Source organism: Massilia sp. X63 (genome assembly GCF_041023745.1).
Taxonomy (GTDB): domain Bacteria; phylum Pseudomonadota; class Gammaproteobacteria; order Burkholderiales; family Burkholderiaceae_D; genus Telluria.
In genome coordinates, this window is the sequence record NZ_JBFTEF010000004.1 from 386,750 (window position 1) to 405,393 (window position 18,644).

16 protein-coding genes and 1 pseudogene are annotated in these 18,644 nt (G+C 72.4%); 4 read left to right on the top strand and 13 right to left on the bottom strand.

Annotated elements, in window-relative coordinates:
- Window positions 1-2: 2 nt before the first annotated feature.
- A complete protein-coding gene (locus tag AB3347_RS11080) occupies window positions 3-956 on the bottom strand; it encodes a hypothetical protein (protein WP_369091849.1) in 954 nt (317 codons plus the stop codon).
- A gap of 145 nt (window positions 957-1,101) precedes the next feature.
- On the opposite strand from AB3347_RS11080, the gene AB3347_RS11085 reads away from it, so the two are divergent.
- A complete protein-coding gene (locus AB3347_RS11085; protein WP_369091850.1) occupies window positions 1,102-1,941 on the top strand; it encodes a universal stress protein in 840 nt (279 codons plus the stop codon).
- A gap of 42 nt (window positions 1,942-1,983) precedes the next feature.
- Window positions 1,984-4,599: a magnesium-translocating P-type ATPase gene (gene mgtA / locus AB3347_RS11090; RefSeq protein WP_369091851.1), complete on the top strand. Its 2,616-nt coding sequence runs from the start codon at window positions 1,984-1,986 to the stop codon at window positions 4,597-4,599.
- A 15-nt stretch (window positions 4,600-4,614) separates the two neighbouring features.
- Here mgtA and AB3347_RS11095 read toward each other — a convergent pair whose 3' ends face one another.
- The 8 genes and pseudogenes from AB3347_RS11095 to AB3347_RS11130 form a co-directional block, all read right to left on the bottom strand.
- Entirely contained in the window at window positions 4,615-4,839 is a 225-nt protein-coding gene (locus tag AB3347_RS11095) for a hypothetical protein (protein WP_369091930.1), read from the bottom strand.
- Between the two features lie 16 nt (window positions 4,840-4,855).
- A pseudogene (locus AB3347_RS11100) lies at window positions 4,856-5,146 on the bottom strand (DUF308 domain-containing protein); the annotation flags it as partial.
- Window positions 5,147-5,221: 75 nt separating this feature from the next.
- A complete protein-coding gene (locus AB3347_RS11105; protein WP_369091852.1) occupies window positions 5,222-6,343 on the bottom strand; it encodes an ABC transporter permease in 1,122 nt (373 codons plus the stop codon).
- Between the two features lies 1 nt (window position 6,344).
- Complete coding sequence (gene rbbA / locus AB3347_RS11110) at window positions 6,345-9,080, bottom strand: ribosome-associated ATPase/putative transporter RbbA (protein ID WP_369091853.1); 2,736 nt, start codon at window positions 9,078-9,080, stop codon at window positions 6,345-6,347.
- Complete coding sequence (locus AB3347_RS11115; protein WP_369091854.1) at window positions 9,077-10,165, bottom strand: HlyD family secretion protein; 1,089 nt, start codon at window positions 10,163-10,165, stop codon at window positions 9,077-9,079. Before AB3347_RS11115 ends, rbbA begins: the two co-directional genes overlap by 4 nt.
- Window positions 10,166-10,275: 110 nt before the next feature.
- Window positions 10,276-11,331 carry an NAD(P)-dependent alcohol dehydrogenase gene (locus AB3347_RS11120; protein WP_369091855.1) on the bottom strand — a complete coding sequence of 352 codons (1,056 nt, stop codon included), beginning with the start codon at window positions 11,329-11,331 and terminating at the stop codon, window positions 10,276-10,278.
- Between the two features lie 56 nt (window positions 11,332-11,387).
- A complete protein-coding gene (locus tag AB3347_RS11125; protein WP_369091856.1) occupies window positions 11,388-12,224 on the bottom strand; it encodes a universal stress protein in 837 nt (278 codons plus the stop codon).
- Window positions 12,225-12,264: 40 nt separating this feature from the next.
- Window positions 12,265-12,705 (bottom strand): hypothetical protein, encoded by a 441-nt coding sequence (locus AB3347_RS11130; RefSeq protein ID WP_369091857.1) that lies wholly within the window; start codon window positions 12,703-12,705, stop codon window positions 12,265-12,267.
- Between the two features lie 226 nt (window positions 12,706-12,931).
- On the opposite strand from AB3347_RS11130, the gene AB3347_RS11135 reads away from it, so the two are divergent.
- Both AB3347_RS11135 and AB3347_RS11140 read left to right on the top strand, forming a co-directional pair.
- A complete protein-coding gene (locus AB3347_RS11135) occupies window positions 12,932-13,129 on the top strand; it encodes a hypothetical protein (RefSeq protein ID WP_369091858.1) in 198 nt (65 codons plus the stop codon).
- Window positions 13,126-13,716: an NAD(P)H-dependent oxidoreductase gene (locus AB3347_RS11140; RefSeq protein ID WP_369091859.1), complete on the top strand. Its 591-nt coding sequence runs from the start codon at window positions 13,126-13,128 to the stop codon at window positions 13,714-13,716. The genes AB3347_RS11135 and AB3347_RS11140 overlap by 4 nt, the downstream gene beginning before the upstream one ends.
- Window position 13,717: 1 nt before the next feature.
- Here AB3347_RS11140 and AB3347_RS11145 read toward each other — a convergent pair whose 3' ends face one another.
- Genes AB3347_RS11145 through AB3347_RS11160 form a run of 4 tightly spaced genes read right to left on the bottom strand, consistent with a single transcriptional unit; the run spans window position 13,718 to window position 18,528 of the window.
- Entirely contained in the window at window positions 13,718-16,306 is a 2,589-nt protein-coding gene (locus AB3347_RS11145) for a cation-translocating P-type ATPase (RefSeq protein ID WP_369091860.1), read from the bottom strand.
- A complete protein-coding gene (locus AB3347_RS11150; RefSeq protein WP_369091861.1) occupies window positions 16,303-17,544 on the bottom strand; it encodes a GGDEF domain-containing protein in 1,242 nt (413 codons plus the stop codon). Before AB3347_RS11150 ends, AB3347_RS11145 begins: the two co-directional genes overlap by 4 nt.
- 32 nt (window positions 17,545-17,576) lie before the next feature.
- Complete coding sequence (locus AB3347_RS11155; RefSeq protein ID WP_369091862.1) at window positions 17,577-18,071, bottom strand: universal stress protein; 495 nt, start codon at window positions 18,069-18,071, stop codon at window positions 17,577-17,579.
- Window positions 18,072-18,090: 19 nt separating this feature from the next.
- Window positions 18,091-18,528 (bottom strand): universal stress protein, encoded by a 438-nt coding sequence (locus tag AB3347_RS11160; RefSeq protein ID WP_369091863.1) that lies wholly within the window; start codon window positions 18,526-18,528, stop codon window positions 18,091-18,093.
- Between the last annotated feature and the right edge of the window lie 116 nt (window positions 18,529-18,644).

Here is an 18,644-nt window from a genome sequence, read left to right on the forward strand (position 1 = left end):
CATTAAACCCAGATTAAGCGAACTCCAGCGCAGGATTGGCGGCCGATTTTCCCTGTAGCGCGCCGGGTGCTGCAGGACGAATTTACTCGCGTGCAAAACGTGCTGCGGCGGCGCAGCAGCACGGCGCGGCCGAGGCGCCGGCCGCCGAGCAGCGCCAGTCCCGCAGGCAACAGTGCGACCAGCGGCAGCTCGGGCACCGCCGGCACCGGCGTCAGGAGACTGGAACCGTAGCAGAACACCCCCGCGCGGTCGCAGGAAGGCGCCAGGATCTGGCCGCGCTCGTTGATCTCGTCGGCCGAGATCAGCAGCCGGTCGGCGTCGCGGTCGATGCGCGTGTTCAGGTCGATCAATTCGCCGTCGGCGTACAGGAAAGCGCGGCCGTCGCTGACGCCGACTACCTGGCCGAGATTGTTGATGTCGTAGCCGAAGCTGCTGCGGGCCCACGGCGTCAGGTTGGTATAGGTCTGTCCGTCCCAGAGGAAGGCGTGGTTGCGGCCGTCGGCGCTGGTGAGGTAGCCGGTGACCCAGCCGGCGTCGTTGATGGCCTGGCCCAAAACCTGCATGCCGCCCGCGCGCGGCAGGTCGGTCAGCGTGCCCTTGCTGTACAGCGCGCTGCGATACCCGAGCCCTTCGGGGAAGTAATCGACCAGCATGTCGCCGCGCGCGTTGATGTCGCCGGCCCCGCTGTTCGGGGGACCGAATTCGTCGAACACGCCGCCCCGCAGCACGGCGGCGCGCAAGCCGGTGCTGCGGGGCGAAATCTCGCCGCGGTCGTTGATGGCGCCGGCATCCTGGATGCCGTAGCGGGCCGTCAGGTCCTGCATGCGTCCGCGGGAATACAGGAAGGCATGGGCCTCGCCCGCGGCGGTGGTGGAGACGCCCACCGCCTGGCCCAGGTTGTTCAGGGCGCGGATCTGGGTCGTGTAGCCGCCCAGGCTGCCGATCGACTCGGGCACGGGATTCAGGGGTGGCGTGTAGGATTTTCGCTGATTTAGGTTTAGGAGTAAGCTGGCAGTTAGCCGATGATCCACACACTCAACAAGCTGCCGCCTGTCCAATTCCGGTCGGCCGACTGGCGACATTTCCGCAAAGGAAGCCATCGTGTACAAGACCATCTTGACCTACGTCGACGGCAGCCCCCTGCAGGACAGCCGGCTGCGGGCCGCCGCCCTGCTGGCCGGCGAGCACGGGGCCCACCTGGTGGGCAGCGCCGCCACCGGCATCTCCTGGATGGACTTCTCCCTGCTGGCCGGTGCGGCCGGGGCGCCGGTACCGGCCGTCGACCTCGGTTTGCTGCGCGATGCGGCGCTGTTGCGCCTCGACGCCTTCGCGGACCAGGCGCGCCGCCTGGGCATCGATTCCTGCGAGATCCGCCTGATCGAGGACGCCCCCGGCTACGGCCTGCTGCAGCACGCCCGCTATGCCGACCTGGTGGTCCTGAGCCAGGATCGCGAGGATGGCCCCGGTGCGCCGGTGCAGGTGCCGCGCCTGCCCGAACTGCTGGCGCTGAACAGCCCGCGGCCGGTGCTGGTGGTGCCCGCGGCCTACGGCGGGGCGCCGATTCCCGGCACCGTGGTGGCCGGCTGGGACGGCAGGACGCCGGCGCTGCGCGCCCTGGACGCCGCCCTGCCCCTGCTGCGCCGCGCCGCCGCCGTCAAGCTGGCGGTCGTCAATCCCGAGCCGCAGGCCGGCCTGCACGGCGACGAACCCGGGGCCGACATGGCGCAGTACCTGGCGCGCCACGGCGTCGCCGTCGAGGTGGTGGTCGAGCGCACCACTGCCACCGTGGGCAAGACCCTGGTCGGGCTGGCGCGCGACTGTGGCGCCGGGCTGATGGTGTGCGGGGCCTACGGGCACAGCCGCTTCCACGAATGGATGCTGGGCGGCGCCACCCGCGAGCTGCTGGCGCGTGCGCCGGTGCCGCTCCTGATCGCGCACTGACGGGGCCGCCATGCGCTGCACCGGCAGCGGGGAACCCGCGCGATGAAGCGGGCGCGGGTGCCGCCGCACCCGGCCGCGCCGGACGCCGCGGCGCTCGCCGCGCTCGACGCCGGCGCTGCCCTGCGCCTGCTCGATTCCGGACCGGACGGCCTGCCGGCCGCCGAGGCCCGGCTGCGGCTGGCGCGCCACGGAGCGAACACGGTCGCGCGCGCGGCCGTCCGTTCGCCCGTGCCGGCCTTGCTGGCAGCCTTCGCCCGGCCGCTTCCGCTGCTGTTGCTGGTGCTGGCCGGGATCGACCTGGCCACCGGCCAGGGCTTCGGGGCCGCCATGATCGCCGCCATCGTGATCCTGTCGACGGTACTGGGCTTCGTGCAGGAATACCGCGCCGACCGCGCCGCCCAGCGCCTGCGGGCGCTGGTGCGCACCATGGTCCGGGTGCGGCGTCCGGCGGCGGACCCGGACGGCGCCGAGGTCGAGCACCCGCTCGAGGAACTGGTGCCCGGCGACATCGTGCTGCTGGCCGCCGGCGACCCGGTCCCGGCCGAGGTGCGCTTCATCGAGGCGATCGACCTGTTCGTCGACCAGTCCTCCCTCACGGGAGAATCGCTGCCGGTGCGCAAGCAGGCCGGCGCGCAGGTGCTGGAACCCGGCGCGGCGGCCCAAGCACCCGAACTCGACAACATCGGCTTCATGGGCACCCACGTCACCAGCGGCAGCGGCCGCGCCCTGGTGTTCGCCACCGGGACGGCGACCGGATTCGGCCGGCTGGCCGCGGCCCTGGTCGAGGCGCGCGAGCGCAGCGACTTCGACCGCGGCATCGCCGCCGTGATCGCCCTTCTGCTGCGGATCATGCTGGTCATGGCCCCGCTGGTGCTGCTGCTGAACTGGGCCGACAAGGGCGACCTGCACCAGGCCCTGCTGTTCGCCACCGCGGTGGCGGTCGGCCTGGCGCCCGAGCTGCTGCCGGTGATCGTCACCGCCAACCTGGCGCGCGGCGCGCTGGAATTGTCCCGGCGCGAGGTGATCGTCAAGCGCCTGGCCGCGGTCCAGACCCTGGGGGCGATCGACGTGCTGTGCACCGACAAGACCGGCACCCTGACCCAGGACCGGGTGGTGCTGGAGCGCCACGTCGACATCGCCGGACGCGAGTCCGGGCGCGTGCTCGACTACGCCTACCTGAACAGCTACCACCAGACCGGGTTGCACAACCTGCTGGACAAGGCGGTGCTCGGCCATGCACGCACCCATGCGCACCTGCAGCCGGATGCCGGCTGGCGCAAGCTGGGCGAGATTCCCTTCGACTTCGTGCGCCGCCGCATGTCGGTGGTGCTGCAGGCGCCGGACGGTAGCCGGATCCTGGTGTGCAAGGGTGCGGTCGAGGAAATCACCAGCGTCTGCGACGCGGCCGAGGGCGCCGGCGGGCCCGCACCCTTCGGCGCCGGCCACGCCGATGCCCTGGGCACGGTGGCGCAAGGCCTGAACCGGGAGGGACTGCGGGTGATCGCGATCGCCTGGCGCGCGCTGCGCGACGACGAGCGCGACCTGGCCGATCCGGCGCTGGAGCGCGGTCTGATCCTGGTCGGCTACATCGCCTTCTTCGACCCGCCCAAGGATTCGGCGGCGGCCGCGCTCGCCGCCCTGGCGGCGCGCGGCGTCGCCGTCAAGGTGCTCAGCGGCGACAATGCGGCCGTGTGCGCCCACGTGTGCCGGATGGTGGGTGTCGACCCCGGCACGGTGCTGGAAGGCGGCCGGATCGATGCGCTGGACGACGCCGCCCTGGGACAACTGGCGCTGCGCACCACGGTGTTCGCCAAGCTGGCGCCGGCGCAGAAGACGCGCGTGATCCGCTGCCTGCAGGCCCAGGGCCGGGTGGTCGGCTTCCTGGGCGACGGCGTCAACGACGGCCCGGCCCTGAAGGCGGCCGACGTCGGCATTTCGGTGGACACCGGCGCCGACGTGGCCCGCGAGTCCGCCGACCTGATCCTGCTGCAGAAAAGCCTGCTCGCGGTCGACGCCGGCGTGCTGTCCGGCCGCCGGGTGTTCGGGAATATCGTCAAGTACATCCGCATGAGCGCCAGTTCGAACTTCGGTAACATGCTCAGCGTGCTGGGCGCCAGCGTCCTGCTGCCCTTCCTGCCGATGGCGCCGGTGCAGGTGCTGCTCAACAACCTGCTCTACGATTGCGCCCAGACGGCGCTGGTGACTGACCGGGTCGACCCGGATTTCCAGGCGCGGCCGCGCCACTGGGACATTCGGGCCCTGCGCCGCTACGTCCTGTGCTTCGGCCCGATCAGTTCCCTGTTCGACTATGCGACTTTCGGCCTGCTGTGGTTCGGCCTGGGCGCGGCCCATGCGCCGGCCTTGTTCCAGACCGGCTGGTTCATCGAGTCGCTGCTGTCGCAGACCCTGATCGTGTACGTGATCCGCAGCGGCGCCGCGCCCGGGCGCGGCGCGCGGCCGTCGGCGGCGCTGGCGCTGGCCAGCCTGGCGGCCTGCGGCACCGGGCTTTGGCTGCCCTGGTCGCCGCTCGCGCCGCTGCTCGGCCTGGTTCCGCCGCCGGCCCCCTACTGGTGGGGCCTGGCGGCGATCCTGGCCGGCTACGTGCTGCTGACGCGGGGCGCCAGTACCTGGCTGCTGCGCCGGGTCGACGGCGCCTGAGCCGGACGCGCGCCCTCAGGGTGCGGGCGCCGCGCGTCGGTCCGGATGGACCCGGCGTTCCGGCCTTGGCGCCTGGGTCCGGGCGCCGCGCGCGGCGCGCAGGCGCAGCGCCAGCGCCAGCAGCAAGGCGCCGCTGGCACATGCCCAGGCGCCGGCCAGGCCGAGCAGCCATGCGACGCGCGGTGTGTGGCGCAGGCGCAGGGCGACCCAGCAGGTCGAGCACACCGGCGACCAGCGCATTGGCGCCCATCAGCAGCACCAGCACCCGGGCGGTCAGGCCGGGACGCAGCACAGAGACCACGCCGGCCACGCCGGCCACGATGCTGACCGCCCCCAGCAGCAGGCCGGGCCAGCGCTCGTCGCCGCCGCGATGGCGCAGCGCGCCCGCCAGGGCGGCCGCGCCGCCCACCAGTGCATAGGCGGCGAACAGCGCCACCAGCGCGACCAGGGTCAGGCCGGGCCAGGCCAGCGCCAGCACGCCGAACACGATGCCGGCGGCGCCGCGCAGGGCGAACACGTACCAGGTGGGGGAAAGCGCATGTTCCATGATGGGTCCCGTGGTCGACCATGCCTGGTTTGATTCGCACGGAAAGGCGTGGCTCCCGCCGCCCTGCCCTGCCCTTCAGTGCGGCCGCAGCGCCGTGCCGAAGCGGGCCAGGCCCAGCGCGAACAACACGGCGCCGATCGCCAGCAGGGCCAGCATGGGGCGCCAGACCACCTCGATTCCGGCGCCGCGGAACAGGATCGCCTGGCTCAGCTCGACGAAATGGGTGGTCGGCGCCAGCAGCATCAGCTCGCGCAGCACGGCGGGGATGCTCTCGCGCGGCGTGGTGGCGCCGGACAGCATCTGCAGCGGCAGCAGGACCAGGATCACCAGCAGGCCGAATTGCGGCATGCCGCGCGCGGTGGCCGCCATCAGGATGCCGAGCGAGGTGGTGGCGAACAGGTGCAGCGCGACCCCGAGCAGGAACAGCGGCAGCGCGCCCTGCAGGCCGACCTGCAGCAACCCGCGCAGCACCACCAGCAGCGCCACCAGGGTCGCCAGCATCACCACCGCCGCCATCGACCACAGCTTGGCCAGCAGGATTTCCACCCCGCGCACCGGCATTGCCAGCAGGTGTTCGACGGTGCCGTGCTCGCGCTCGCGGATCAGGGCGGCGCCGCTGAGGATCACCGACAGCATGGTGACGTTGCCGATCAGCTCCATCAAGCCGCCGAACCAGGACGGCGTGAGCGCCGGATTGAAACGCGCGCGCACCGTCAGCGCGACCGGCGGCGCCCGCGCTGGCGCGCCGTGCACGAAGGCCGCCACCTCGCCCAGGGCGATCTGCTCGACGTAGCCGCTGCCCGAAAACGCCTGGCTCATGCGGGTGGCGTCCACGTTCAGCTGCAGCGCGGCCGGGCGTCCCGCCAGCACCCGGCGCTGGAAGCCGGCCGGGATCACCAGCACGAAGGTCGCGCTGCCGCGGTCCAGGCGCGCGTCCAGCTGCGCCAGTGCGATCTGCTCGGGCGGCATGAACTGCGGCGGCAGGAAGGCCTGGCGGATGCGCAGCGACAGGGGCGACTGGTCCTCGTCGACGATGGCGAGCGCGGCCCGGCTCAGGGTGTCGGGCTGAGCGGTGGCGGCGATGTACACGCCCGCCGTGAAGCTGTACACGATCAGGCCCAGCATGACCGGGTCGCGCGCCAGGCTCCACCATTCCTTGATGCCCAGGCGCCACACCTTGTGCCAGGACAGCGTCATGCTAGCGCTCCTGTCGCGGCAGGGCCAGGATGGCCAGGCCCAGGATCACCGGAATCGCCGCCAGCAGGGCCAGGAATTCGGCCTGCAGGTCGGCAAAGCCGAGCGCCTTGGAGAACACCCCGCGGCTGATGGTCAGCATGTGCGAAGCCGGGTAGGTTTCGCCGATTACCCGGCCGGCCCCCTCCAGCGCCGCCACCGGATTGATCAGCCCACCGAACTGGATGGCGGGCAGCATGGTGCCGATCATGGTCAGGAAGATCGCCGCGATCTGGCTGCGCGTGAAGGCCGAGGCCAGCAGGCCGATCCCGGTCGAGCAGATGCAGAACAGGAAGGCGGCCGCCGTCAGCGCCGCCACGCTGCCCTTGAGCGGCACGCCGAGCAGCGTCACCGCCAGCACGGTCATCAGCACGAAGTTCAGCATGGCGAGCAGCACGTAAGGGGCCGCCTTGCCGAGCAGGAACTCGCTGCGCCGCAACGGGGTGACGTACAGGTTGACGATCGATCCCATTTCCTTTTCGCGCACCACCGCCAGCGCCGCCTGCATGGCCGGCAGGTTCAGCAGCAGCAAGGCGATGATCGCGGGCACCATGGCGGGCAGGCTGCGCACGTCCGGGTTGTAGCGAAAGCGCGTCTCGACGCCGGCGACGGCCTGCCCGGCCACGCTTGCCCGGCTACGGAGCCAGTGCGCATGCATGCCCTGCACATAGGCTTCGGCGGTCTCGGCGCGCGGCGGATTGGCGCCGTCGATCCAGGCCCCGACCTGCACCGGCCGGCCGCGCTGGAGCGCACGCGCGAAGCCGGGCGGAATCTCGATGGCCAGCGCCAGTTCGCCCGAGCGCATGCGGCGGTCCAGGTCGGCGTAGTCGGCCAGCGGCGCATGTTCCGAGAAGTAGCGCGAGCCGGACAGGTTCAGGGCATAGTCGCGGCTGAGCGCCGTGCCGTCGCGGTCGAGTACGGCGTACGGCAGGTCTTCGACGTCCATGTTCAGGCCGTAGCCGATCACGATCATCAGGATCAGCGAGCCGAGCGTCGCCAGCAGGGCCCGCACCGGATCGCGCCACAGCTCCAGGGCTTCGCGCCGGCTGCAGGCGGCCGCGCGGCGCAGCCAGCCGCCGCGCGCGGCGGCCTGGCCTTGCGGCGGCGGCAGCACCGGCGCCGCGACCGACGCCTGCGGGTCGGCTTCGCGCAGCCAGGCCACGAAGGCCTGCTCCAGATTGGCGGCGCCGCGCGCCGCGCGCAGGGCCGCGGGTGCGCCGCAGGCCAGGACCCGGCCCGCGTGCATCAGCGCCACCCGGTCGCAGCGCTCGGCCTCGTTCATGAAATGGGTCGAGATGAAGATCGTCACGCCGTCCTGGCGCGACAGAGCCAGCATCTCGGACCAGAAGCCGTCGCGCGCCACCGGATCCACGCCGGAAGTCGGCTCGTCCAGGATCAGCAGTTCGGGCGCGTGCACCAGCGCCACCGCCAGCGACAGGCGCTGGCGCATGCCCAGCGGCAGCGCATCCGGCATGGCGTCGAGCACCGGCTCCAGCCCGAAGCGGCCGGCCAGGTCGGCGCAGCGGCGCCGTCCGGCGTCCTCGGGCAGGTCGAACAGGCGCGCGTGCAGCAGCAGGTTCTGGCGCACGCTCAGCTCGCGGTACAGCGAGAAGCCTTGCGACATGTAGCCGACCCGGCGCCGCCCGGCCAGGTCGTGGCGGCGCACCGGCTGACCCAGCACCCAGGCCTCGCCGCTGCTGGGCGCCAGCAAGCCGGTGAGCATCTTCATGGTGGTGCTCTTGCCGCAGCCGTTGGAGCCGATGAAGCCGAAGATCTCGCCGCGCGCGATCCGGAAACTGACGTCGCGCACCGCGACGAATTCGCCGAAGCGGCGCCACAGCGCGCGCGCTTCGACCGCCGGCTCGGCCGCTGCCGCGCTGGTGGCCGACTCTGGCGCAGCCGGCCCGCTAGCCGGGGCGCGCGGCCGCCCGGTGCGGCGTTCGGGCGGCAGCAGCGCCACGAAGGCCCGTTCCAGGTCGGCGCAGCCGGTGCGCGCCAGCAGCGCCTGCGGGCTGCCGGCCGCCAGCACGCGGCCGGCGTCGAGCGCCACCAGCCAGTCCATCTGCCCGGCTTCGTCCATGTAGGCGGTGGCCACCAGCACGCTCAGGGACGGCCGCGCGCGCCGGATCGCCGCGATCAGTTCCCAGAACTGCACCCGGGCCAGCGGGTCGACCCCGGTGGTGGGCTCGTCCAGGATTAATAAGTCGGGCTCATGAATAAGGGCGCAGCATAAGCCCAGCTTCTGCTTCATGCCGCCCGAGAGCAGGCCGGCCGGGCGCGCCAGGAAGGGCTGCAGGCCGGTGCTGCGCGCCAGCAGGTCGATCCGCGCGCGCGCCGCCGCCGCGTCGAGCCCGAACATGCGGCCGAAGAATTGCAGGTTTTCCTCCACCGTCAGCGACGGATAGAGGTTGCGTCCCAGCCCCTGCGGCATGTAAGCGATGCGCGGGCTGATGCGGGTGCGGAAGGCGGCGCGCCGGATATCGCCGCCCAGCACCTCGACCCGGCCATGGCGGAAGCGGCGCGCCCCCGCCAGCACCGCGAGCAGGCTCGACTTGCCGACGCCGTCCGGCCCGATCAGTCCGGTCATGGCGCCGGCCGGCAGCACCAGGCTGACGTCGTCCAGCGCGCTCACGCGACGGTAGCGCAGGCGCAGGCCCGCGACCCGTGCCACTGCCGCCTGCCCGGCCGGCTCCGGATTCATCGTCCGCCCCGCAGCGCCAGCTCGGGCGGCCAGGCCGCGCGCGGGTCCAGGCGCACCCAGGCCACGCCCGGGACCCCGGCCTTGACATACTCGGCATAGCGCTGCAGCACCTGCCGGTCGACCTGGGCCTTGACGCGGAACATCAGTTTCTGGCGCTCGCTGGCCGTTTCCACCGACTTCGGGGTGAACTGGGCGCTGCTGGCGACATAGGTGACCGTGGCCGGCACGATGAAGCCGGGCGCGGCATCCAGCCGCAGGCGCACCTCGGCCCCGAGCGCGACCCGGCCGGCGGCGGTTTCCGGAACGAAGAAGGTCATGAAGACGTCGCTCAGGTCGATCAGGTTCAGCACGGTCCCGCCGCCCGGCAGCACTTCGCCCGGCTGCGCCACGCGGTACTGGATCCGCCCGGCGCGCGGCGCGCTCAAGTCCAGTTCGCGCAGGTCGGCGTCGACGCGCGCGGTCGCCGCCAGCGCCACCTCGATGCCCGAGCGCGCCTCGACCACCTGGGCGCGCGCCGCGTCGGCCGCGGCCGCGGCGGCGGCGCGCTGGGCGCGTGCCGCCGTCAGCGCGGCTTCGGCGCCGCGCACCCGGGCCTGGTCGTCGTCGAGCTCCTGGGACGGCGCCGCCCCGGCCGCCGCCAAGGTCGTGGTACGGCGCAGGCGTCGCTCGGCGGCATCGAGTTCGCTCGCGCGCTGGACCACGGTCGCCGCGGCCGCCGCCTCGTCGCCGCGGCGCATCGCCAGTCCGGCCTCGGCCTGAGCCACCGCGTCGCGCGCCTGCCGCTCGCGCGCAGCCGCTTCCGCGCGCTGCGCCAGCAGGGTGTGCGGGTCCATGCGCGCCAGCACCTGGCCTGCCTTGACCATGTCGCCCTCGTCCACCAGCACCTCGGCCACCCGCCCGGGCAACTTGGTGGCGATGTCGATCTCGGTCGCTTCGATGCGGCCGTTGCCGCTCACGAAGCCCGGGCCGGGTTGCGCCTCGTGCGCGCGCCCGCGCCACCACGGTCCGGCAGCAGCGCCCAGGCCCAACAGGGCGGCCAGCAGCAGGAGTGCCGCGCCGAGGCGCCACCCGCGCGGCGCGCTCATGACAGCCGGCGCCGGCGCGCCCGGCGGGTCGCCGCCGGGGCCGGCCCGGGGGCGACACCCAATTCGTGATGCTTCGAAGCGCTAGCCATGGGAAGCCGGAATGCCTGGGTTCAGGGCACGATCGCCACCTTCAGGACGCCGTCGCGCTGGTTGGCGAACAGCTCGTAGGCTTCCTCGATGCGGTCGAGCGGGAAACGGTGCGTTACCAGCGGCCGCAAATCGACCCGCCCCGATCCGACGATGTCCATCAGGCGCCGCATGCGGTGCTTGCCGCCCGGGCACAAGGTGGTGACCAGCTTGTGGTCGCCCAGCCCGGCCGCAAAGGCGTCGACCGGCAGGCTCAGCTTGCCCGAATACACACCCAGGCTCGACAGCGTGCCGCCGGGACGCAGGGCACGCAGGCAGCTCTCGAAGGTCTGCTGGTTGCCGAGCGCCTCGATCGTGACGTCGGCGCCCTGGCCGTCGGTAAGGTCGAGGATCGCCTCGACCGGATCGGTTTGCCTGAAATCGATGACGTGGTCGGCGCCGAGCCGGCGCGCCATCTCGAGCCGCGCCGGCACCGTGTCGACCGCGATGATGCGGCTGGCGCCGCGCAGGCGCGCCCCGGCGGTGGCGCACAGCCCGATCGGCCCCTGCGCGAACACGGCCACGGTGTCGCCGATGCGGATCGCGCCGCTCTCGGCCCCGCCGAAGCCGGTGCTCATGATGTCCGGGCACATCAGCACCTGCTCGTCGCTCAGGCCGTCGGGCACCGGCGCCAGGTTGGCCATGGCGAACGGCACCCGGACGTATTCGGCCTGGCAGCCGTCGATGGTGTTGCCGAAGCGCCAGCCGCCGATCGCGTGGCCCCCGCACTGCGACTGGTGGCCTTCGAGGCAGGGATGGCACTGGCCGCAAGGGGTGATGGCGCCGACCACCACCCGCTGCCCCAGGGCGTAGCCTTCGACCCCGGACCCGAGTTCGGCGATCGTGCCGACCGGCTCGTGCCCGATGGTCAGGCCGGGCGCGACCGGATACTCGCCCTTCAGGATGTGGACGTCGGTGCCGCAGATCGTGGTCAGCGTGACCTTGACGACCGCCTCGCCGGGCCCGGCCCGGGGCACCGGCTTGCGCTCAAGCGCGATCCGGCCCGGCCCCCTGAAGACTGCCGCTTTCATCATGTCCATCGGATCCTCCTGCCGCTAACTGTCAACGAGGAAACCCCGGGGGACCGTTACACCGCTCAGTGGGCCATCAGGACCGAGATCGTCGCATCCTGCAGCACCTTGCGGGTGACGCCCCCAAGGAAGAGTTCGCGGAACTGCGAATGGCCGTAGCAACCCATGACCAGCAGGTCGTAGGCCCCCTGCGCCGCGATGCCGAGCAGCGCATCGCCGCCGTCGATCTGGCGGTCGACCGCCATGATCTCGGCCTGGACGTCGTGGCGGGCCAGGAAGGCGGTCAGGTCGGCGTGGTGCTGCGGGTCGCCCAGGTCGGTGTCGCCGGGCGGACGGAACGCGACCACGGTGACCCGCACAGCGCCCCGCATCAGGGGCAGCGCGGCCAGCAGCGCCGCCGAGGCTTCCTTGCTGCCGTTCCAGGCGACCAGTACATGCCGCCCCGGCCCGTGGGCGACCGGCGCGCGCGGAACGACCAGCACCGGGCGGGCGCAGGTGAAGGCCACGTACTCGGGGATGCGCCCGATGGTGTCGGTCAGGGCTTCGTCGGGATCGTCCTGGCTAACCACCAGCAGGTCGGCGAAGCGGCCGAGCCGCGCCAGCGCTTCGCTGGCCAGGTCGCACACCAGCCGTTTCTCGAACGCGACGCCGGCCTCGCCGGCCAGCTCCGCAAACTGCTCGAGCGCCCGGGTCGCCGTGGCTTGCAGGGGTTCGAAATAGCTGGCCTCGAGCTTGCCGGGCGCGGCGTGGTAGCCATGGGGGAATACCTCGCGCGAGACGCCGACGGCGGCCACGCCCACCAGGTGGGCCTCGTGCTCGGCCGCCAGCCTGGCCGCGACCTGGATGCGTTGCGGCGCATGGCGCGAGGCGTCGGCGTGCACGATGATGGTTCGGTAGCTCATTGCCTGGTTCTCCTGGTTGGTGAAGTGCGGATGGGTTGCGCTAGGCGTATTGCGGCCGCCGGCCCGGCGCGGGTGCATGCCGCGCAAGCGGGCCCGGGACGCGGCTGCGGCGCAGCGCCAGCAGGCGCAGGCCGCAGAAGCGGTGCAGCGACAGCAGGCCCGGCAGGGCTGCGAGCACTTCGCGCCCGATCCCGAGTTCGCCGGCTTCGACCCGGGGCGCCGCATGGTGCAGCGCGTTCAATAGCAGCGCATTGTCGCGGCGCTGCTCGCGCACGCCGGGAAAGCCGGCGACTTCCATGAGCGTCTCCTCATGCCGGAACGCGGCTTCGATGGCGGCGACCAGGTGCGCAAACGCTTCCGGGAAGCGCAGGTCGGGTGCGCCTGCCGCGGCGTGGACCTGGACCAGCAGGGCGTTGCGTGCGTGCGACAGGGCGCGCACGACGGTATGCGGGCCTGGCGACGACGGTGCGGAAGGTTTCATGGTGCATGCCTGTGCAAAATGGTAAGGCCGAGCTGGCAGTCTCCGGGATTCGCCTCCCCCCTGTCTTTGACTTAAATCAAATTCGCCGGGTTCGCCCCCCTCGGCAACTCGCTCAATTGCACCAGCGACATAACAGATTGCTTTTTGGTGCATTTTGATGTCGATCAAATGAAATATCGCTTCACCTCGCTAGACTGGTGCTGGCCGATCAACGCCGGGAGTATCCATGAGCATCCGCAATCTTCAACACCTGTTGTCCTGCCTGCTCGATTACTGCACGGCGCGCGGCGTGCCGCTGGTCGCGGGCATCGCCCTGCCGGAAAATACGCGCATGCAGGCCCTGGCCGCCACCCTCGGCTTCACGCTCGACAGCGGCGCCGACGGCAGCGTCTGGGTGCGCCGCAGCCTGTGCCGGAGCCCATGATGGGCAGGCGCATCCTGATCATCCAGGGGCACCCCGACCGCTCGCGCGAACACCTGTGCCACCTGCTTGCCGACGCCTATGCCGACGGCGCCCGCGCCGCCGGCCACAGCGTCGACACCATCGAACCGGCGCAGCTGGCGTTTCCCCTGCTGTCCGATCCGGCGCAATGGCAGGACGGCCCGGCGCCGGAGGCGCTGCTGCCGGCGCAAGAGGCAATCCGGCAGGCCGAGCACATCGTGCTGGTCTATCCGCTCTGGCTGGGCGACATGCCGGCGCTGCTGAAGGGTTTCCTGGAACAGGTGCTCCGCCCCGGCTTCGCGATCGCGCCCGCGCCGGCCAATCCGCTGCACTCCGGCCTGCTGGCCGGACGCAGCGCGCGCGTGATCGTTACCATGGGCATGCCGGCGCTCGTCTACCGCTGGTTCTTCGGCGCCCACGGCGTCCAGCTCCTGCGCCGCAACATCCTGCAATTCGCCGGCCTGAAGCCGGTGCGGGCGACGATCGTCGGGATGGCGGGGTCGATGCCGCCGGAACGCGTGGGGCGCTGCTGCGCGCGGCTCGGCCGCCTGGGCGCCAAGGCGGCCTGATTCAGTCTGCCACCCGTGGCTGCGGCGGCGCCGGCCGCGCCACCCGCGCCGCCAGCCATTTGCGCAGCTCGAGGCCGGCCAGCGCCAGCACCGCCACCGCGCCCGCCGCGGCCACGGCCGAGGGCGGCGGCGGCGCCAGGCCGAGCATGTGCGCCAGCGCCGGCACCCACACCGCCAGCGCCAGCAGCACCAGCGCCGTGCCGGCAATGGCCCAGAACACCGGGTTGGCGACCTGCAGCGTGCTCGCGAAGCCGTGGCGCTGGCGGTTCGAAAGCAGGAGCGCGAGACTGCACAGCACCAGGCCGGCGAATCCGGCGGCGCGCGCCTCCGGTTCGGCCAGCCCGGACAGCGCCCAGCCGTACAGCGCCACCAGCAATGCCAGTACCCAGGCGCCCTGCGCCAGCGCGCCGGCAATGGCGGCCTTTCCAAACAGCGCTTCGTCGCGCCCACGCGGCGGGCGCCGCATCAGGTCCGGCTCGGCCGGTTCGTTCTCGAAGGCCAGCGAACAGGCGGGGTCGATTACCAGCTCGAGGAACACGATGTGCAGCGGGTACAGCATCACCGGCCAGCCCAGCAGCACCGGCAGCAGCGCCATGCCTGCGATCGGCACGTGCATGGCCATCACGTAGCACATCGACTTGCGCATGTTGCCGAAGATGCGCCGTCCCGACGCGATGGCTTCGACCAGCGAGGCGAAGCGGTCGTCCAGCAGGGTGAGTTCGGCGGCCTCGCGCGCAACGTCGGTGCCGCGCAGGCCCATCGCCACGCCGACGTTGGCGGCGCGCAGCGCCGGCGCGTCGTTGACGCCGTCGCCGGTCATGGCGACCACCGCGCCGTCGCGCTGAAGCGCCTGCACGATGCGCAGCTTCTGCTGGGGCGCGATGCGTGCGCACACGTCGGCCCCCTCCAGCCGGCGCGCCAATGCGGCGTCGTCGAGCGCGGCGATCTGCGCGCCGGTCAGGACCGCATCCGGCGTCCCTGCCTGGAGCCCGGCCTGGCGCGCGATCGCGCGCGCGGTCTCGGGATGGTCGCCGGTGATCATCACCACCCGCAGGCCGGCCGCCCGGCAGGCCGCCACCGCCGCCGGGATGTCCGGGCGCAGCGGGTCGGCCAGTGCGGCCAGGCCGAGCAGCTCGAAGCCGAACGCGGCGGGATCGGCCGGCCACGCCTGCGGACCGCCCGGCGCCCGCGCCCGCGCCACCGCCAGCACGCGCAGTCCGGCAGCCGCCATCCGCGCCGCGGCCCCCAGCGCCCCTGCGGCGCCGGGCGCGTCCGGCCCGCACATCGCGACCACCGTCTCGGGTGCGCCCTTGGCGGCCACCAGCAGGCCGGCGCCGCCGCGATCCCAGACCTGCACCAGGGCCGGGCGCTGGGCACTGAGCCCGTACTCGTGCGCCAGGGTCCAGCCCGGCGGCGGCGCACCGGCCTCCGGCAAGGCCTCGCCGGCCAGGCGCCAGAACGCCGCCTCCATCGGATCGGTGCCGAGAGCGCGGCTGGCGCGCAGGGCGCACTCCAGCACTTCCTGGTGCGCCGGCGCCATCGGCGCGCCGGATGCGGCCTGGTGGACCGCACCGGCGCGCCACAATTGCGCCACCGCCATCCGGTTCTCGGTCAGGGTGCCGGTCTTGTCGACGCACAGCACCGAGGTCGAGCCCAGGATCTCGATCGCCGCCAGGCGCCGGGTCAGCACCCGGCTGCGCGCCAGGCGCCAGGCGCCGATGGCGGGAAACACGGTGAGGATGACCGGGAATTCTTCCGGCAGCATCGACATCGACAGTGCGATGCCGGCCAGCAGTGCTTGCAGCGGCGCACCGCCGCGCCATACCAGCAGCAGCACCAGCAAGGCGCTGACGACCACGCCCAGGATCGCGAGGCGCCGCGCCAGCGCGCGCGTCTCGCGCTGCAGGCGGCCCTGCGGCGGGGCGATGCGGCCGAGCGCGGCGCCGATGCGGCCGATCTCGCTGCGCGGCCCGGTGGCGCTGACTCGCGCCAGGCCATGCCCCTGCACCACCAGGGTGCCCGAGTAGACCCACGGCAGGTCGGCGCCGCCGGGCGCCTGCGCACGCGCCGGGCTGGCCCCGTCCTGCTGCGCGGCGAGCTTGCTGACCGGCACCGACTCGCCGGTCAGCAGCGACTCGTCCACCTGCAGCCCGGCCGCCGCCAGCAGCAGGCCGTCGGCCGGCACCCGGTCGCCTTCGCCCAGTTCGACCAGGTCGCCCTCGACCAGTCCGCTGGCCGGGAGGCGCTGGGCGCGGCCGTCGCGCCACACCAGCGCGGTGGGCGACCCCAGCTCGCGCAGCGCCTGCAGCGCGCGCTCGGTGCGCCCTTCCTGGTACAGCGTCATGCATAGCATCAGGACCACCATGCCGAGAAGGAACGCGCCCTCGAGCGGATCGCCCAGCATCAGGTAGAGGAGTGCGGCGCCCACCAGCAGCAGGTACATCGGTTCGCGCGCCGCCTCGGCGGCCATCCGGCGCCAGCGCCGGCGCCCGGTGTCGGGCAAGAGGTTCGGCCCGTCGCGCGCCAGGCGGCGCGCCGCCTCGGCGCTGTCCAGGCCTTCGGGCCCGACAGCCCCTGGCTCGATCTTCATCCGCTTTCCCTCCTGACAGGATCAGGCGCGCAGCGTGCCAGCTCGACGCGGTCGCGCCCCTTTGATTTGGCAAAGTATAAGGCCGTGTCGGCGGCGGCGAGCAGCGCCGCAATGTCCGCATGGCTTGCGTCGAGCTGGACGACGCCGATGCTGATCGTGCAGCGCACCACCGCCTGCGGCGTCTCGAGGCGCAGCGCGGCCACGGCCAGGCGCATGCGCTCGGCGCAGGCCAGGGCCTCGGTCTCGTCGGTCTCGGGCATGACACAGACAAACTCCTCGCCGCCGATCCGGCCGAAGTAGTCGCTGGCGCGCAGTGCGCCAGAGCACGCCTCGCTGACGGCGCGCAGCAGCGCATCGCCGACCGCGTGGCCCCAGGTGTCGTTGACGCGCTTGAAATAATCGATGTCGACCATGCCGATCGCCAGCGGATGGCCATAGCGCCGGGCGAGCGCGATGTCGTGGGTGGCCAGTTCGAGCAGGTAGCCGCGCGCCAGCACGCCGCACAGGCTGTCGTGGCGCACCGTATAGGTCAGGGCGCGCTCGGCCAGGAATTCCTTGCGCAACAGATGTCCCTGGAACAACGCCACCGCCGCCACCAGGCCGAGCATCGCGGCATACACCAGTACGCTACTAGCGAACACCTTTCCGGGCAGCACCGTCGCGCCGAGTACCAGGAACAGCAGGGCCGGCGGCACCGCCATGGCAGCCAGGCGGCCCAGGCGCGGCTCGACCAGGGCCAGCGGGAACATGATGCCGGTAATCGCCGGCAGCGCCAGCACCAGACCGTCGGGAAGCAGCCCGGCACTGAGGATCATTGCCGCGGCATGGGTGACATAGACCAGGCCGCAGCGCCAGGCAACCGGGATCCGTCCGCGCCAGCGCAGGTAGCCGACGGCGCCGAGCAGGACCAGCGCCAGGCGCAGGAGCATGGCACTGGCGGCCAGCTGCGGCGCGATCCAGTAATCCCAGGCGCCGAACAGCAGCACGCCGATGCCGAATGCGGGGCCGAAGGCGGGCAGCGTGGCGTCCAGCCTACGGTCGAGCGCCTGAGCGAATTCGCGTTCCTCCGTGGGGTCGAGCCTGGCGGTAGCCGCGGCGAACAGGCTGCGCAGAAGACGCCAGCCCCCAGCTTCAGGAATGTCCGCTGGGCTTGGCGTGGACGCAGCACTGCCGCCCTTGGTATCAGTGAATGCCGTTTTCCCGTCGGAATCTTCGGCTGCTGGCCGGCTCTGCCGCACTGGCGCGATTCCTCGGCGCACCCGGCCGCCGTTCAGGCGCCGCCGGGAGCGGCCGCTGTCCGGGCCTGCGTTGCCGCTGCGTTGCCGGCCGGCCGCAGCACCATCACCGGCACCGGCGCGTTCGCCAGCACGGCCTGGGTCACGCTGCCGGCCAGCAGGCGGCTCAGGCCGCGCCGCCCGTGCGAGCCCATGACGATCAGGTCGCAATGCTGCGCCCTTGCCGTCTCGACGATCGCCTCGGCCGGATCGAGCGCGCTGCTGGTGAGCTCGGTGCAGGGAACGCCGGCCTTCCGGGCGCGCGCCGCGATCGCGTCGACATGGTTTTTCGCGTGTTCCAGCAGCAGCTCGACCTGCAGGCCGGGATCGTAGGCCACCGCGCCCTCGAGCGACTGGAAGCTGGGCTCGGGTACGGCCACGCCCAGCGCGACGATGGCGCTGCCGCGCGCCCGGGCGAAGTCGATGGCGGCATCGACGGCCGCTTCGGAAACGGGCGAACCGTCGGTCGGCACCAGGATGCGTTGGTACATGCTTGTCTCCTTTGGCTTGCTAGCGGTGCACCAGCACCGGGATGGCGCTGTGGACCAGGACCTTCTGGGTTTCGCTGCCCAGCAGCAACGCCTTGAGGCCCTTGCGGCCGTGCGAGGCCATCACGATCAGATCGCACATGCGTTCGCGTGCGGTCGCGATGATGGCCTCGTAGGGCTCGTCGGACACCGCCTGCACGCCGGTGCAGGGCACGCCGGCGTCGCGCGCGGCGGCCAGCACCTCGCCGAGCAGGCGCTCGGCGCGCGCCCTGCCCGCTTCGGCATGCTGCGCCGGGGTCTCCTCCAGTTGCGCGCTGTCGGTGGTAAACGTATGGAATTCGGGCGTGGCGGTCATGGCGACCACCTCGGCCCCGACGCTCCTGGCAAAGTCGATTCCGGCCAGGAAGGCGCGCCGGGACGCCTCCGACCCGTCGGTGGGCAACAGGATACGCTGGTACATGGCGACCTCCGGAAGGTGATGGTCAGGTGCTGGGATGCCTTCGCGCTATGGACGCACGCTCCCCACGCGCGCGACCGCTGCTTCGGCTCATCGAGATTCGAGCGAAGCGGAACCAG